The organism is Parasporobacterium paucivorans DSM 15970, from assembly GCF_900141895.1.
GTDB lineage: Bacteria > Bacillota > Clostridia > Lachnospirales > Lachnospiraceae > Parasporobacterium > Parasporobacterium paucivorans.
In genome coordinates, this window is record NZ_FQYT01000009.1 from 28,882 (window position 1) to 45,902 (window position 17,021).

14 protein-coding genes are annotated in these 17,021 nt (G+C 41.7%); all 14 read right to left on the reverse strand.

The window, feature by feature from the left end; genetic code table 11:
* Positions 1-25 precede the first annotated feature (25 nt).
* The gene (asnB, locus tag BUA79_RS05245) at positions 26-1,867 is read right to left on the reverse strand and encodes an asparagine synthase (glutamine-hydrolyzing) (RefSeq protein WP_073993319.1); all 1,842 of its coding nucleotides are present in this window, start codon (positions 1,865-1,867) and stop codon (positions 26-28) included.
* Between the two features lie 33 nt (positions 1,868-1,900).
* Positions 1,901-3,340 carry an aminoacyl-histidine dipeptidase gene (locus BUA79_RS05250; protein WP_073993320.1) on the reverse strand — a complete coding sequence of 480 codons (1,440 nt, stop codon included), beginning with the start codon at positions 3,338-3,340 and terminating at the stop codon, positions 1,901-1,903.
* A 70-nt stretch (positions 3,341-3,410) separates the two neighbouring features.
* Positions 3,411-4,049, reverse strand: coding sequence for a FliH/SctL family protein (locus tag BUA79_RS05255; RefSeq protein WP_073993321.1), 639 nt, complete (start codon positions 4,047-4,049; stop codon positions 3,411-3,413).
* Positions 4,050-4,059: 10 nt separating this feature from the next.
* Positions 4,060-4,560, reverse strand: coding sequence for a pantetheine-phosphate adenylyltransferase (gene coaD, locus BUA79_RS05260; RefSeq protein ID WP_073993322.1), 501 nt, complete (start codon positions 4,558-4,560; stop codon positions 4,060-4,062).
* Positions 4,557-5,123 carry a 16S rRNA (guanine(966)-N(2))-methyltransferase RsmD gene (gene rsmD, locus BUA79_RS05265; RefSeq protein WP_073993323.1) on the reverse strand — a complete coding sequence of 189 codons (567 nt, stop codon included), beginning with the start codon at positions 5,121-5,123 and terminating at the stop codon, positions 4,557-4,559. Before rsmD ends, coaD begins: the two co-directional genes overlap by 4 nt.
* Before the next feature lie 79 nt (positions 5,124-5,202).
* Positions 5,203-6,306 carry a 30S ribosomal protein S1 gene (gene rpsA, locus BUA79_RS05270; RefSeq protein ID WP_073993324.1) on the reverse strand — a complete coding sequence of 368 codons (1,104 nt, stop codon included), beginning with the start codon at positions 6,304-6,306 and terminating at the stop codon, positions 5,203-5,205.
* Entirely contained in the window at positions 6,287-7,141 is an 855-nt protein-coding gene (gene ispH, locus BUA79_RS05275; protein ID WP_073993325.1) for a 4-hydroxy-3-methylbut-2-enyl diphosphate reductase, read from the reverse strand. Before ispH ends, rpsA begins: the two co-directional genes overlap by 20 nt.
* A 5-nt stretch (positions 7,142-7,146) precedes the next feature.
* The gene (cmk, locus tag BUA79_RS05280; protein WP_330389192.1) at positions 7,147-7,812 is read right to left on the reverse strand and encodes a (d)CMP kinase; all 666 of its coding nucleotides are present in this window, start codon (positions 7,810-7,812) and stop codon (positions 7,147-7,149) included.
* Positions 7,813-7,828: 16 nt separating this feature from the next.
* Positions 7,829-9,058, reverse strand: coding sequence for a BaiN/RdsA family NAD(P)/FAD-dependent oxidoreductase (locus tag BUA79_RS05285; protein ID WP_073993327.1), 1,230 nt, complete (start codon positions 9,056-9,058; stop codon positions 7,829-7,831).
* Between the two features lie 19 nt (positions 9,059-9,077).
* On the reverse strand, positions 9,078-9,647 hold the full coding sequence (gene scpB, locus BUA79_RS05290; protein WP_330389193.1) for an SMC-Scp complex subunit ScpB: 570 nt from the start codon (positions 9,645-9,647) through the stop codon (positions 9,078-9,080).
* A gap of 16 nt (positions 9,648-9,663) precedes the next feature.
* Positions 9,664-10,398, reverse strand: a complete 735-nt coding sequence (locus tag BUA79_RS05295) for a segregation and condensation protein A (protein WP_073993329.1) — start codon at positions 10,396-10,398, stop codon at positions 9,664-9,666.
* A gap of 3 nt (positions 10,399-10,401) precedes the next feature.
* Positions 10,402-11,262 (reverse strand): metallophosphoesterase, encoded by an 861-nt coding sequence (locus BUA79_RS05300; RefSeq protein ID WP_073993330.1) that lies wholly within the window; start codon positions 11,260-11,262, stop codon positions 10,402-10,404.
* Positions 11,259-13,085: an LTA synthase family protein gene (locus BUA79_RS05305; RefSeq protein WP_207647318.1), complete on the reverse strand. Its 1,827-nt coding sequence runs from the start codon at positions 13,083-13,085 to the stop codon at positions 11,259-11,261. Before BUA79_RS05305 ends, BUA79_RS05300 begins: the two co-directional genes overlap by 4 nt.
* Before the next feature lie 281 nt (positions 13,086-13,366).
* Complete coding sequence (nifJ, locus tag BUA79_RS05310) at positions 13,367-16,891, reverse strand: pyruvate:ferredoxin (flavodoxin) oxidoreductase (protein WP_073993332.1); 3,525 nt, start codon at positions 16,889-16,891, stop codon at positions 13,367-13,369.
* Between the last annotated feature and the right edge of the window lie 130 nt (positions 16,892-17,021).

Below are 17,021 nucleotides of genomic sequence, written 5' to 3' on the forward strand. Positions count from 1 at the left end.
TGCCTTTAAATCAGATTTAGCTCCATTATGCTTCTGACTGGAAATGTTTCTCGTACCACAATAGAAAAGCGTAAACAGTCCAGATTCTTCTTGCATTGTCACATTTTCCCTCATAATGGTCCCTTAACAGCTTATCCAGCTCCGAAATATTGAATATGCCGGCGGAAGTCCCCGAGAGGAGGGTTGCACGTATCATATCATAGTATTGCTTTTCGCGGAGCCAATGCTTTACAGGAACCGGGAATCCCAGTTTCTTCCGGTCAGCCGTAATTTCCGGCATGAACTTGCGGGCTGCTTTTCTGAAATAGGCTTTGGTTTCTGTTTTTGTAATCCGATACCGTACCGGTACAGAAAAAGCAAATTTCGCAACCTCTCTGTCCAAAAACGGTACTCGTACTTCCAGCGAATGAGCCATGCTCATCGTATCAGCCTTGTTCAATATATCCCCCCAGAGCCAGGTGTTAATATCGATATACTGCATTTTAGTAACATCATCTTTGTTCTTGACTTTTTCGTATAATGGCCTGGTGATATCAAATGGGGTACGTTTCTTAAGCGGGTTACGTACCAACCGGTTAACTTCTTTTGTCGAAAACATAAAAGCATTTCCGATGAACCTTTCAGATATGTCCTTGCCTGCTCTGATTAAATATTGCTTTCCCTTGAAAGATACGGGAACCGCCTCCAACATTTTTGCAACTGCCCGCCGTACCCCTTTTGGTACAGCGCCCATAGGGCCTAAGGCCATAGGGGTCCTGTAAATATTATATCCCCCAAAAAGCTCGTCTGAACCCTCCCCCGAAAGAACAACCTTAACCTGTTTTGCAGCAAGCCTGCATACAAAATACAAAGCAATAGCGGAAGGGTCTGCTATTGGTTCATCCGCATGTGCCATGATACGCGGAAGTTCTTCGAAATACTCCTCTGTGGATATCAGATGTTCATAATTCTTCACACCGACATATTCAGACAGTTTCTTTGCTTTATCTATTTCGGAATAATCCTGATAATCAAAACCAACACTGAAGGTTTTATCGAGATTGCTTCTCGCCACGATATATCCTGAGTCGACTCCGCCGGATAAGAATCCGCCTACTTCTGTATCACTGATCTTATGAGCTTCTATGGAATCTTTCATCACCTCATTGACGCCTTCGATGCATTCTTCAAAGGTACGGCTGTCATCCTCATTAAATACGGCCTCCCAGTATCTGTGGATTTTCACATCGCCATTCTTTAGGAGCAGGTAGTGAGCTGGGGGCAGACGAAAGATATTTTTGTAGAAGGTTTCTTCCAATACGGAATACTGAAAGGAGAGATAGCTTTCCAATGCTTCCTGGTTCAATTCTTTTTTTATGGTCGGGAATTTGAGAATGGCCTTTATCTCGGAACCAAAAACAAATTCGTTTCCTGTATTGCTGTAATATAAAGGCTTGATGCCAAAAATATCCCGTGCAATGAACAGCTGGTTTTGCTTGACATCCCTAATTGCAAAGGCATACATGCCCCTGAGACGGCTCAATATTTTTATGCCGTACTCTTCATATCCATGCACTAAGACTTCCGTATCCGCATCCGTTTTAAATATATGCCCCTTTTCAACAAGATCGCTTTTTATGTCCATATAATTATAAATTTCCCCATTGAAAACAACTGTAATGGTTCCATCCTCATTGCACATGGGCTGCTTGCCGTTTGTAATGCCGATGATGGATAGTCTTCTGAAGCCAAGACCGCACACATCATCCATATATCTTCCTTCATCATCAGGGCCTCTGTGCCTGATGGAATCCATCATTGCCGTTAGATTTTCACTGAACATCTCCGCTCTGGGGCCGACAGTGACATATCCCGTAAATCCACACATAATGATTTCTCCTTTAATTATTTCTAAATTATTCTACTTAATACGTCTTAATATTTCAATCAGATAATCATACATCCTGTCCACAGAGGAGATGCTCATGCGTTCTTCTGTTGTATGGATATCATACATCTGGGGACCGAATGAAACTATATCCAGTCCTGGTTTCTTTTCGAGAATGTAACCACATTCTAAACCGGCATGAATCGAGGTGACCTCCGGCTTCTTATTGAACATTTCCTGATAAATATCGGACATGACGGATAGAAGCTTTGATCCGGGCGAAAGCCGCCATGCAGGATAATCTCCCTGCACCCGGATGGAACCACCCAGGAATGTAGTTAAAGATTCCAATCTTTCCTTCAATCCCATTTTTCTTTCCGGCAGAGAACTTCTGACGGAAAAGGTGAAGGCGACCATGTCCCCTTCCATGTGCATAATCCCAAGATTCAGTGATGTTTCAACCACTTCGGGAATATTCAAATCATGAAAATATACGCCATTGGGACAGTTCATCAGGAAGAATATAATTCTGTCCCTGCCGTCCCTGTTCATGACTTCTCCATCTTCACTGGAGCATTTTTCATCAATATATATTTCAATAATTATATCCGGATCCGCCAACGCATATTCAGTTTGAAATGATATGTTTGACTCTTTCACCAGCGATTTCAGTTTTTGTATATCCTGTGGATGAACCAAAAGTACAGCTTCCGCTTTTCGAGGTATAGCATTGTCTTTCGTACCGCCCTCTAAATGCTTGAGGCTGAAAACAACATCCTTTGTCAATCTGAATAAGATTCTTCCCAGAAGGATATCGGCGTTTGCTCTTTCCTTGTCGATTTCAGCACCTGAATGACCACCTTTCAGGCCCTCCACAGAAATGCGGACAGGGACTCCTGAAGCTGATATCATCTGCGTTTTCAAAGTGCAGATGACCGTAAGGCCTCCGGCGCATCCCCCCAGCAGTATGTCCTCCTCATCCGAGTCAATATTAAGCAGGTACTTCCCTGTCAGGGCACTTAAATCTATTGCTTTTGCTCCAAGCATTCCGATTTCTTCATCAACCGTAAATACAGCTTCTAAAGCGGGGTGGGAAATCGTGTCATCATCCAAAACAGCCAGAGCGTATGCGATGGCTATTCCATTATCTCCGCCAAGGGTTGTTCCTTCTGCCCCAATAAAATCACCATTTTTCACGAGCTTAATGCCATCTTTTGAGAAATCGTGTTCCGACTCAGGCTTTTTTTCAGCTACCATATCAAGGTGGCCCTGGATGATTACACCGCCATCATTTTCCCGTCCCGGCGAAGCAGGCTTTCGTATTATTATATTATTCCATTCATCCTGGCAGTATTCAAATGCTCTTTTTCTTGCAAAAGATGCACAATAATCACTGATTCGTTTTGTGTTGCCAGATCCTCTCGGAATCGCGGAAATTTCTTCAAAATATTTAAATACCTTTACGCTGTTCATTCTGAGTATCAACCCTTCTTTTTTATAAAAAAGACATCAGGTTATAGAGATACTAACCTGACGTCTTATATTAGTCAAGATTTATTGAGATATCCTCGTCTTCATATTCTTCAAGATCTTCGATGTCTTCATCCAATATTGCGAGGTTATCATAATCATCTTCTTCCACTTCATCTTCCGGATATAATTCTTCCCGGTTGGATGTTACGATGGAAAGATTTTCGTTGAGGGATCTCATTAGTTCTTCATATCTGCCCCCCACGCCGTTGAGCATATGCGTCATAAGATTCTGAAGATTGGCGAGCATGTCGTCCGTATACTGCATGGCAGCCACCTTTACACTGTTCGCCTCATGTGTGGCATCATCAAGAATTTCCTGTGCCTGGTTCGTGGCATTCTGAACAATTTCATTAGCCTGGATATAGGCCTTCTGCATAATTTCATGTTCACTTACAAGCTCTGCAGTCATTGAATTTGCCTGTCTGATTATTTCATCAGCTTTTTCGTTTGCATCGTTCAAAATTGCGTTTTTATTTACAATGATTTTCTGGTATTTCTTGATCTCGTCAGGAATCTTTAGCCTCAGTTCGGCCAGCAGTTCCTCGATTTCATCTTTGTTTACTGTAATTTTGGTGCTTGATAATGGCTGATACTTGCAACCGTCAATGTACTCTTCGATTTCTGTTATTATCTGCTCAATTTTACTCATTCATCTCACCTCATACTTTAGAAAATTCCTGCCCATCTTCAAGTTTCCTGTATACCATTTCTGCAACGGCCGGAGGAACAAATTTTTCAATTTTACCACCAAACATAGCCACTTCCTTGACCGTACTGGAACTTAAATATGCATATTCCAGACTCGTCGTTAGAAAAACAGTATCAATTTCACTGTTGATCACACGGTTTGTCTGAGACAGCATCAGCTCGTATTCAAAATCCGTGACCGCCCTCAGCCCTCGCACTACTGCCTTGGCTCCCATTTCCTTGGCAAAATCCACCGAAAATCCCTCAAAGGATCTCACCGTTACGTTAGGAAGATGTGTAGTTGCATCTATGAGCATTTTAACACGTTCCTCTGCAGAAAACAACGGAGTTTTAAGGCGGTTTATCAGGACTGCAACGATAATTTCATCAAATATTTTCGCAGCTCGTTCAATGACATCCAGGTGACCGTATGTCACTGGATCAAAGCTTCCTGGGTAGATTGCTCTTATCATTTCCTCTCCTGTTCCAAGCTTATAAATACGTGCTTATTTGTTTTGTATTTTTTTTCTCTGATGATTTCAAAACCAAGATCTGAAAGATAAGTAAACTCTGTCTTCAAATCGGCTTCAACGATAATAAGGCTATCCGTGTGTATGATTCCTGATTCTGACAACGCCTCAAGCACTTTCACCTCCGCGCCCGTTTTATAGGGTGGGTCCATGAAGACAATATCAAACTGTAAATCTGAGCTGCTCAGCCGTTTAATGGCCGCTGAAGCATCGGATCTCAGGATTACTGCCCTGTCTTTTAATTTTGTGAAAATCAGATTTTCCTCTATACATTTGGCTGCCTGGGCAGATTCATCAACAAAATAACAGGAATCGGCGCCTCTGCTTAAGGCTTCAATTCCTATTGCGCCACTTCCGGCAAATACATCCAGAAAACGGCATCCATATATATCATTATGAATCATATTAAATAATGTTTCTTTAATTCTGTCTGTCGTAGGTCTTACGTCTGGTCCATCCAGAGTTTTCAACCTAAGGCTTCTCGCGCTTCCTGCAATGACCCTCATGTAATTGTCTCCAAAGTATTAATCCCTAAAAATAAGATTTTGAATGCATTTGTGTGCATTCAAAATCTAAATTCAGGTCTTATTCCTGATTTTCTGTATTTTGGTAATTTTCGTAATCTTCCTGTTCAGCTCTTATTTCCAGTGCTTTTGTGCTTAAGCTGATTTTCTTTTCGTCTGCGTTGAAATCAACAACTTCTGCTTCAATTTCCTGTCCGATTTGAAGAACATCTGAAGGCTTATTTACATGAGTTTTGGAAATCTGGGAAACATGCAGAAGTGCATCTATTCCTGGTTCCAACTCAATGAATGCGCCAAAATCTGTCATCCTGGCAACACTTCCTTTAACAATATTTCCCACAGCATATTTTTCGGAAGCGTCTTTCCAAGGATTTGTATCATCGAATTTTAAACTTAAGGCAATTTTGTTGCCGTTTACTTCTTTGATAAGAACTCTTATGGCATCACCTACATTAAATAATTTCTTGGAGTTATCAATTCTTCCCCAGGACATTTCTGAAATGTGAAGTAGTCCGTCCAATCCGCCAAGATCAACGAAGGCACCAAAATCTGTGATGTTTTTAATGGTACCATCTACAATCATTCCAGGCTCGATTTTTTCAAGAAGATCTTTTTGTTTTCCTCTTTTCGCTTCGATGATCAGGTGTTTTCTGTCTCCGATGACTCTTCTCTTCTTCGGATTGTATTCTGTAATGGTGAATTCGATTTCCTGGCCTTCATATTTTGCAAGGTCTTTCTCATATACATCTGACACGAGGCTTGCAGGAATGAATACTCTGCTTTCTTCTACGGCAACTGTAAGTCCGCCGGACATTACTTTTACAACTTTTCCTTTGAGCACTTCCTTGTTGTTAAATGCATCTTCCAGTTCCTTGAATCCTTTTTCTGCCTGAAGTCTTTTATAAGACAGAAGAACCTGCCCGTCGCCATCGTTGACTTTCAGGATTTTAACATCCATTTTGTCACCTAAGGTAACAAGAGTTCTGAGATCGACATTTGATTCGTTAGTGTATTCGCTTCTTGTGATGATGCCGTCTGATTTATAACCTATATTTAAAACGATTTCGTCCTCTTTAACACTTATAACCGTGCCTTCTACAACCTCTCCTGTACGTATAGTTTTTAATGAATCTTCAAGCATTTGTTCAAAACTTAATTCTGACATTAGTATGAACCTCCTCAATAATATTATTTGGGGTCGATGCCCCCGCTGTTATACCTACGCAACTAGTGGATTGCAGTGAACTTAAATCCAAATCTTCCAGTGTCTGTATATGGTAAGTATCCTTACATCTTTCTTTGCATATCTCATATAGCTTTCTGGTGTTCGAACTTTCTTTGCCACCAATCACAATCATGGCATCCACCTCGGAAGCTATCTGTTCTGCCTCAGTCTGTCTGTCATGAGTTGCATTGCAGATGGTGTTTAAAACAGTTATATCATAACCTTTTTTTGAAATTATTTCAACCAAATCTTTAAATTTTGCCTGATTAAATGTCGTTTGGGCGACTATGAACAGAGGTTTCCCAGAATTATTCACATATTTCAGTGCCTCATCCTTCGTTTCGATAATAACAGGAGGCGTTTTTGACCATCCGGCTATGCCAACAATCTCCGGGTGATTGCGATCACCGATTATGATTATTTCCTTCTCCTGGCTTTCCTTATCCACTTCTTTTTGTATCCTTCTGACATATGGACAGGTGGCATCAACCATCGTTGCTCCGGAAGATTCAATGATATCATAAGCTGATTTAGGTGCTCCATGAGAGCGGATGATTATGATACCACCTTTAATGCTTTTCAATTCCTCTTCGTCATTAATCACTTTTACGCCCAATTTGGAAAATTCATCTACAACCTGTTCATTGTGAATAATCGGTCCATACGTGTAAACCTGTTTTCCATCCGGATTATTTTTTATTTGTTCCCAGACGCAATCCACGGCACGTTTTACACCGAAACAAAAGCCGGCAGTCTTTGCTAATTTAACTTTCATCTTTTTCACCTCACTCTGTCATGGATTATTTCTGTGATAGTGCTGATGGCTTCTTCTATGGATAAATTGGACGTATCAACCAGAACAGCATTTTCTGCTATCTTTAAAGGTGCGATTTTTCGGTTCATGTCTCTATTATCCCTTTCAATTATCTCCTTTTCAATCGCATCGATGGATAGTTCCGAGTCTTTGTTTCGCAGCTGTTCGAAACGTCTTTTTGCCCGGATTTCTGTTCTCGCTGTCAGATAGATTTTCACATCCGCATCCGGCAGAACCGCCGTCCCAATGTCCCTGCCATCCATAATGACGTTATTGTTTCTGGCCAGATTCCGCTGGAGGTTCAAAAGCATACTTCGAATTTCCCCGTATGCGGATATGGAGGATGACATTTTACTCACCTCTTCTGAACGAATGTAGGGGTTAACGTTTTCACCATTCAACTGGACACACTGTTCACCATTGACATATTCGATGGTGACCGAAGCGTTTTCACATGATTTGACGACCCCTTCTTTATCCTCGGCAGACACGCCATCACGTATGCACGCCAAAGCCAGTGCTCTGTACATCGCGCCTGTGTCTACGTATATGAACGAAAGCCTGTGAGCCACTTCTTTTGCAATCGTACTTTTGCCGGCTCCCGCAGGACCGTCTATAGCGATATTAATCATGATTTACCCCGTCTTTTTATTTTATGCTTATGCCGGCCAGCCAGCCTGTCGACCAGGCCAGCTGCAGATTATATCCTCCGGTCATAGCGTCTATGTCGATGACTTCACCGGCAAAATAAACACCTTCAACTCTTTTTGACTGCATGGTCGAGGGGTTTATCTCCCTGACGCTGACTCCGCCCTTTGTAATCACAGCCTCCGAGTACCCTCTTTTTCCCGTAACCGTCATTGGGAAGGACTTAAGAAGGACTGCCAGTCCGAGCCTTTGGGCTTTCGTTATTTCATTGATTTTTTTGTCTGCAGGAATACCAGACAGCTCGATCATAACCGGAATCAGTTTTTTGGGAAGCAGCCTGTCCAAAGCATTTTTAAATGATTTGTTCACATTTTCACTGAAATCCTTTAAGATTCTATGATCCAGCTGCTCCATGTCCAGGGCTGGTTTTAAATCGATTTTCAATGTCAGTTTTTTGTCGGCATTCTTTTCGACAAGAAATGCACTTGCCGAAAGAATCAACGGACCGCTTACTCCAAAATGGGTGAAAAGCATTTCTCCGAAATCGCTGAATATCAGCTTCTCATCCGCATATAAAGATGCCCGCACATTTTTCAGTGACAGACCCTGCAGGTCTTTTACGAACTCTTCCTGGATAAGAAGAGGTACCAGGGAAGGCTGTGTCGAAATGATGGTATGCCCCATTTTTCCGGCAAACTCGAATCCGTCGCCGGTTGAGCCGGTGGTCGGATACGAGAGTCCTCCCGTGGCAATAACCAGAGCATCCCCATGAAGTTTGGATTTATCCCCCAGCACGACATAACGGAATTTGCCGTCATCACAGACAACTTTATCAATCCTTGTGTTCAGTATAACGTGTATGTTCAGCCTGTTGATTTCCCTTGAAAGGGCCTGTATCAGATCGGAGGACTTATCCGACGCGGGAAAAACGCGATTGCCGCGTTCCACCTTCGTCCGCATTCCAATATTTTCAAAAAAATTGATTACATCCTGATTGTTCATGCAGTTTAATGCAGCATAAAGAAATTTCGGATTGGAATTGATATTGGAAAAGACTACGTCCATATCGGACGAATTCGTCAGGTTACACCTTCCTTTTCCCGTAATATAAAGCTTTTTACCAAGCTTCTCGTTTCTTTCTACCAGAAAAACATTATGGCCGTTTCCGGCTGCGGCGATAGCGGCAAACATTCCTGCCGCTCCACCTCCGGCAACTATCACATTACTCATTCTTTTTATCCCTCTTAAATCAGGTATCCAGTTTCAGCTGTAACTCCTTCTGAAATTCCTGTTTAATATCCTCTTCTTTATCTTGATGGATACTGGGCAAATCGTCGACTGACCGTATCCCGAACTGCCGCAAAAACTCTTCAGTCGTTCCAAATAAAATTGGTTTTCCCGGAGCATCCAGTCTTCCTGTTTCTCTTACAAGGTCATATTCAATCAGTTTGTTGATGGCATGGTCAGATTTCACACCCCTGATTTTTTCAATATCCAGTCTGGTCACCGGCTGTTTATATGCAATGATGGACAACGTCTCCAGCATAACATTGGTCATTGTGTGGTTTTTCCTACTGCTTACAAGATTAATCAGATATGGGTAATATTCATTTTTTGTGCACATCTGAAAGGAAGTATCTATTTCCATAATTCGGATACCGCGGTCCTCGGAATCATATTTATCCATAAGATTATTAATTATTTTGCGGGTAGTTCCTTCATCGTGTTCTATGGCCGCCGCAATCTGTTTCAATTCAACCGAACCGCCCATTGTAAATAATATCGCTTCAATAACTGCTTCCAGTCTTTGTATCTCCAAAACCGTTCTCCCCTTTTTAAGCTGCTGAAATAATGATGTCATCGAAAACCTGTTCCTGAACAGCACTGATTTTCCCGGTTTTAATCAGCTCCAGTATTGCCAGAAAACTCACTATAAGATGCGATTTCCCAGACTGCCGGGAAAGAAACTTTCTAAAACTGAATTTAGTGTGATTATTGGTAAAGCACAATATCTCTTTGATTTTATCATCTATAGTGACTTCATCTTTTTCAATTCGTCCAAATCCCGAACGGACCGTATCTACTTTGTTGCTCTGTCTGCGTAATACCTGGCTGTAGATTTCTGACAATTTGTCCAGTGTCAGCTTGTCCATCAGCTTGTCCAGATCAACTGGCGGTTCATAGCTTTTAACTTCTTCCGGAATGGAAGGCTCCTTATAATAGGTTTTTTGTGCTTGCGTTTGACGATTCCTGAGTTCGGAGGACACACACTTGAACATCTTATATTCCAGAAGCTGTTCAACCAGTTCGGCGCGGGGGTCCGTCTCTTCCGTTTCTTCCTCCTTTGGCAAAAGCATTCTGGACTTAATATCCAAAAGGGTGGCCGCCATTACAAGGAATTCACTCATTATATTGAGGTCTTTTTTTTCCATGGAACCAATATACGCTAAATACTGATTCGTAATCTCAACAATAGGTATATCATAAATATTCACTTTGTTTCGTTCAATCAGATGCAGCAGTAAATTCAAAGGACCCTCAAATGCTTCCAGTTTGACGGACAGTGCCATAGTTTACCCTCTTTTATTCTTGATTTCCAATTCCAGTACTTCCGGATGATTACAAACCCTTATATTCAGTGTATGGGATCCGGTTCCTCTGCTTACAGCCATATTCGAACCATTCTTTTGATACAGACCAGCATCATACTTCGGGAACAAAACACATTGGGGGGATATTACACCGCCTAGAAACGGCAGTCGTATTAGACCGCCATGCAGATGGCCTGATACAGTCAAATCCGCACCCCAATCCGCATAACTATCAAAATATACGGGAGTGTGTGACAGCAGGATATTATATTTACTTCTGTCCGGGGCACCAAGCCGGTCGCTGACATAGGAGTCCCCTATTTTATTGCCATAGGAAAACCTTCTGTATACTTCCACTGCTGTCTCGAATCCATAGATGTCTACTTCGTCATTCCAAGTGAACATTCCATTTTCCAAATAGCTTATGCCATGATTTTCCAGGTTTTTTTTGTATTCCTGAAAATAAGCATTTCCGTCAGGTTTCGATTTCAGGAACTGCTCGTGGTTGCCATTGACACAAAAAACCTTATATTCCCGTGAAAGCGCAATCAAAAGATTCTGTGCGTTGTCGGAAACCATAGGTTTTTCATTATTGATTGTATCTCCAGCAACCAGCACCAGATCCGGAGAAATTTTGGCCACTGCATCAATCAGTACCCGATTGTTTTTTCCACATAATCTGTTGTGCAGATCAGAGATGACGGCGATTTTCAGTCCGGATGAAATTTTTTCACTCTCGATATAATATTTCGTGATTCTCAAACCACGGTTTTCCCTGGCACTTTCCAGCAATACGAATACCAATATGAGTACCAGAAGAATGATTATCAGTTTTATAATCATTGGTTATATACATACTCCTCCGTAAATCCCAGAGGAACTCCATCTGAACCCTGCTGGCTGACCTTGAATATGTCCTGATATTGAAGGTTGGAGTAATAAACCCGTAGATGATTCGGGTCAATGTATTCTGTTTTCTGTTTTTTGTCGTTAACGTAGGCAACACTGGAGTCCGTAAAGTTTTCACCGGTTATGATGAGTGTGTCGTCCCTGCCCTCTTCAGTCAGAAGACCAGTAATGCTGATTTTGTCGATTCCATACTGAATATTCGTAGCAACGTATGGATTGAGGCCGCCGTAAGCAGTCCTTCCTCCATAAAGAATATCATATTCCAGGTTCTGGAGGCCATTCAAATACTCCTCGCTGCCGCTATAAGTCTGGTGATAGTTGTTAATCACGCCCGTGCTAATGTTCAGGGAGTCCAGAATCTTAGATGAGAGCTGAAAAGCTTCCACATCCCCAAAATCAAAGTTCATCCCCATATTGTTCCAGATTATATAATCCGTCTGCATGCTCGTACCTGAAGATAAATCCGAATCACTATAGCCCAGACTTGGAAGATGGTCACCATAAAAAACCAAAATGGTATCTTCATCACGGGAAGATACTGCACTAACCATTTCGCCGATGGTCTGATCCATGGAATGCAAAAGATTAACGTAATATTGTGTTGCATTCAGTTTGCCCGGATCGGAACAGGACAATACTGAAACTGCAGAATTTTCCGGCAACTGATCGTTCGGATAACTTCCATGACCTTCGACGGAAACTGTAAATACATAATCCTGGCCTGGCGAAGAATCCAGGCATTTCAATATTTCTCCAGTCAGAATCTTGTCCGTCGCCCAATTTTTCGGTGTAAAGTCTGTCACGTGCATATATTCGATTGGTGTGAATGTATCAAATCCCAACTGGGAAAACACTGTATGCCGCTGGTAGAAAGTACCGTCATTGTTGTGGATTGCATGTGTGCTCCAGCCGTTTGCTTTAAGATTATAGGCAACACTTTCACAAGTTGTAGACTGCAATACTGTTTTGTATGGGTATTCACCCGGACCGAAATCATCCAGATTCATTCCGGTTAGAACTTCGAATTCGGTATTTGCTGTACCCGCACCTATAACAGGTACATTAAAAAATCCAGAAGAACACTCTTCCTTCAGCTTCGTGAAATTTGGAATTGGATTTTCGGACAATACCAGACTGCTGATTCTGTTGATGTCAAAAAACGACTCCAGCTGTACATAGATAATGTTGGGTGTTTTTATCGGCACATTAGTGTCGGCTTCTGTTTCGGACTGTGTTACTTCATTTTGAATTATTTCACTGATCTTCTCCGGAGAATAATTTTCCGGCTTGCTTACACCCATGTTGAAAACACTGTTTGCAAAACAGTATGCGAATCCATAGGATTTATATGCATTTGCCAGGTTATCGAAATTTTTTGCCAGCACACCTGTATTAATTCCCAGATTGACCGTTCCGAGAGTCATGAAAACTACGACTGCCGTAATGCAGGCATTTCTTATATACTTAATTTTATAACGAAGCTTTGGAGCTTTGAACCAAAGAGAAACAATGAATAAAAGCACCACTACGAAGAAGGCCACAACTCCGGCAATTGCAAGAGAAGAGTAATATTTTTGGATGACCGCAATAGCTGGTTTCATCAATAAAATATCAGTTGCATTGAACGGAGTAACACGATTGCTGAGAAGTATGAAATTGGCAAATCCAAGCATCAGCCAGGCAAAGGATACAAGAGAGAGCCAGAAAATACGCCTTCTTGAAAATACCGTAATCATAAATGTTAGCAGGATTATCATTGCGTTGATAAAAAAAGCATTCGGGTGGGCAAAAATATATTTTAAGCCTTTAGCCAAAGATTTTCTGTTAAAAATCTCAATTACAATATTAAGGAGGAACGGCAGACATATATATGTTATAAGTGTAATCCTCTTTGTTTTGTTTATAAACAAGTCCACAATCCACGCCTTGATGTTTTTGATGTATTCCATTTTAAGACCTTTCTGAAACTTTTGAATTTATTTGAAGCTGGCTCATTCGAGCCAGCTCCATCAAGTTTGAAGTTATTATATTACTTTTCTTACATATTTGCAAGTTTTTCTAAATGTGAATATTTCTCCATTGCATTCTTTTCTGCTTCCGCAAATAATCTTTCTGCCTTCTCAGGATCTTTCCTCATAAGAGAGCTGAATCGAACTTCGTTGGTAAGGAAGTCTCTGTAGGGAGTAGAAGGCTGCTTGCTGTCTACAACCAGAGGATTCAGTCCTTCCTCTTTACGTCTTGGATCAAACCTGAAAAGATTCCAGTATCCGCTGGTAACTGCAGTCTTTTCAACAAGCTGTGCATTTTTCATGCCGCCTCTGATGCCGTGATTAATACAAGGAGCATATGCAATAACCAAAGATGGTCCGTTATAGCTTTCTGCTTCTGCCAATGCCTTGATACACTGGTTGTAATCTGCACCCTGTGAAATCTGGGCTACATATACGTATCCGTAGCTCATCGCAATAGCAGCAAGATCTTTTTGCTTAATCGGTTTTCCGCCTGCCGCAAACTGTGCAACCGCTCCGAGAGGTGTTGCCTTAGAAGACTGTCCGCCTGTGTTTGAGTATACCTCGGTATCCATAACAAGAATGTTCACATCCTGTCCGCTGGCGATTACATGATCCACTCCGCCAAAACCGATATCGTATGCCCAACCGTCTCCACCGAAAATCCATTGTGATTTTTTGGAGATGAAATCTTTATTTTTAAGGATGTCTTTTCCTTCACTGCATCCACAAGCTTCAAGTGCTTTAATAAGTCTGTTGGAAGCTTTCCTGTTAAGGGATCCTTCATTGTATGTATCGAAATATTCAGTAATAGCAGCTTTGACATCAGTGTTGTCAGTTCCTGCCGCTAATGTTTCCAGTTTTTTGCTGATGCCTTTTCTCAAAGCGTCCTGTGCCAGCTTCATACCAAAACCGAATTCCGCATTATCCTCAAATAATGAGTTTGACCATGCTGGACCTTTACCTTCGCTGTTGCATGTGTATGGAGTGGAAGGTGATGAGTTGCCCCAGATAGAAGAACATCCGGTTGCATTTGCAATGTACATTCTGTCACCGAACAGCTGGGTAACAAGCTTGGCGTAAGGAGTTTCACCACATCCGGCACATGCGCCCGAAAATTCTAAAAGCGGCTGTTTAAACTGGCTTCCCTTAACGGTGGTTTCTTTGAATTTATCAGTAACATCTTCCTTGGCAGGAATAGTCTGTGCATAAGCAAATACTTCCTGTTGCGCCATCTGTGATTCCAGTGGCTGCAGCTTCAGAGTCTGGGCTTTTTTGTTGCCTGGACATACAGCTACACAGGATCCACATCCGGTACAATCCATTGGTGTAATAGTAATAGCAAATTTATACCCCGGCATTCCTGTCATATCTTTTGCTTTCATTGCAGCAGGAGCTGACGCATATTCTGCTTCCGTCATTACAACCGGACGGATACAGGCATGAGGACACACATAGGAACATTGGTTGCACTGGATGCAGGTTTCCGCATCCCATTCAGGAACATCCACGGCAATACCACGTTTCTCGTAAGCAGCCGTTCCTAATGGAGTGTTTCCTTCTGCGTATTCTGTAAATGCTGAAACAGGGAGACTGTTTCCATTCTGACTGTTTACTGCACTCTGGATATTATTTACAAAATCAATAACGTCTTTTCTGCCACTTGCAACTTTGTTTCCAAGTTCTTCATCTGCGGCATTTTTCCAGGATGCTGGAATCTCTATTTTATGAACATCCTGAGCGCCTCTTTCGATGGCTTTGTAGTTCATGTTAACGATATCCTCACCTTTGTTTCCGTAGCTGGACAGAGCGGCGGCCTTCATAAGTTCAATCGCTTTTTCTTCCGGTATGATATTAGAAAGTTTAAAGAATGCGGACTGAAGCACTGTGTTAATACGTCCTCCCAGACCGATTTCCTTACCAACTTTAATTCCATCAATTGTATAGAACTGAATATTGTTTTCAGCCATGTATCTCTTTGCCTGACCTGGAAGATGCTCTTCGAGTTCGTTCATGTCCCAGCTGCAGTTTAAAAGGAATGCTCCTCCTTCTTTCAGATCCTGAACCATGTTGTACTTACGAACATAGGAAGGGTTATGGCATGCTACAAAGTTTGCCTTATCGATCAGATAGGTTGACTTAATAGGAACATTTCCAAATCTGAGATGGGAAATGGTGACTCCGCCTGATTTTTTAGAGTCATAATCAAAATATGCCTGTGCGTACATATCTGTATTATCCCCAATAATCTTGATGGAGTTTTTGTTTGCTCCTACGGTACCGTCAGCACCCAGTCCCCAGAATTTACAGTTGATAATGGAATCCGGAGCTGTCAGGGGAGCTTCCGTTATATCCAGGGAAAGCCCGGTAATATCGTCATTAATTCCAAGAGTGAACTGAGGCTTTTCGTTGTTTTTAAATACGGAAATTATCTGTGCAGAATTTGTATCTTTTGAACCAAGTCCATATCTGCCTCTGAATATAGTAAGATCATTGAATTTTGTTCCTTTGAGGGCGGTTACAACGTCCATGTAGAGAGGTTCGCCAACAGCACCAGGTTCTTTGGACTTGTCCAGAACGCTTATCTTTTTGACAGAATCCGGAATTGCATTCAACAAATGTTCTGCGCTGAACGGTCTGAAGACACGAACCTTGATTACACCTACTTTATGTCCTTGTTTTACAAGGTAGTCGATTGTTTCTTCTATGGTTTCACAAACAGACCCCATAGCAATTATCACATGCTCTGCATCTTCTGCACCGTAATAATTAAAGAATTTATAGTCTGTTCCAATTTTCTCGTTTACTTTTTTCATCTGATCTTCAATAACAGGAATCAGGTTGGAATAATGTGTGTTTGCAGCTTCCCTGACCTGGAAGAAAATATCAGGATTCTGTGCAGATCCCATCTGAACCGGATGATTTGGATTTAATGCACCGTTTCTAAACGCTTCAACTGCTTCCATATCCATCATGTCTTTTAACTGCTCGTAATCCCATACCTGAATTTTCTGGAGTTCATGGGATGTCCTGAAACCGTCAAAAAAGTTGATGAAAGGCATTCTTCCCTTGATTGCAGAGAGATGGGATACAGGTGTCAAATCCATTACTTCCTGTACGCTTGAACAGCAAAGAATCGCACTTCCGGTCTGACGGCAAGCATAAATATCCGACTGATCTCCAAATATTGACAAGGCATGTGTTGCAATTGCTCTGGCTGAAACATCAAAAACTGCCGGCAGTCTTTCACCAGCCATTTTATAAAGATTTGGAATCATAAGAAGCAGACCCTGGGAACAGGTAAATGTTGTTGTCAATGCGCCGGCTGTCAATGAACCGTGTACCGCTCCTGCGGCTCCCGCCTCTGATTGCATTTCCGTAACTGCTACTTCCTGGCCGAATATGTTCTCTCTTTCTTCAGTTGACCACTTGTCGGCTAATTCAGCCATTACTGAAGATGGTGTGATTGGATAGATAGCCGCAACGTCTGAATAAGCATACGATACGTGAGCTGCCGCTGTGTTTCCATCCATGGTTTTCATTTTTCTTGCCATTATATTTCCTCCTAAAATCATTCATAAATGTTGTGTACTAAAATCAGTACAAAAGACAATGGTAGTATTATAACACCATATTTTTTTAAAAACAAGAACTAATGTATGAATTATAATATTTTTTTTAAAC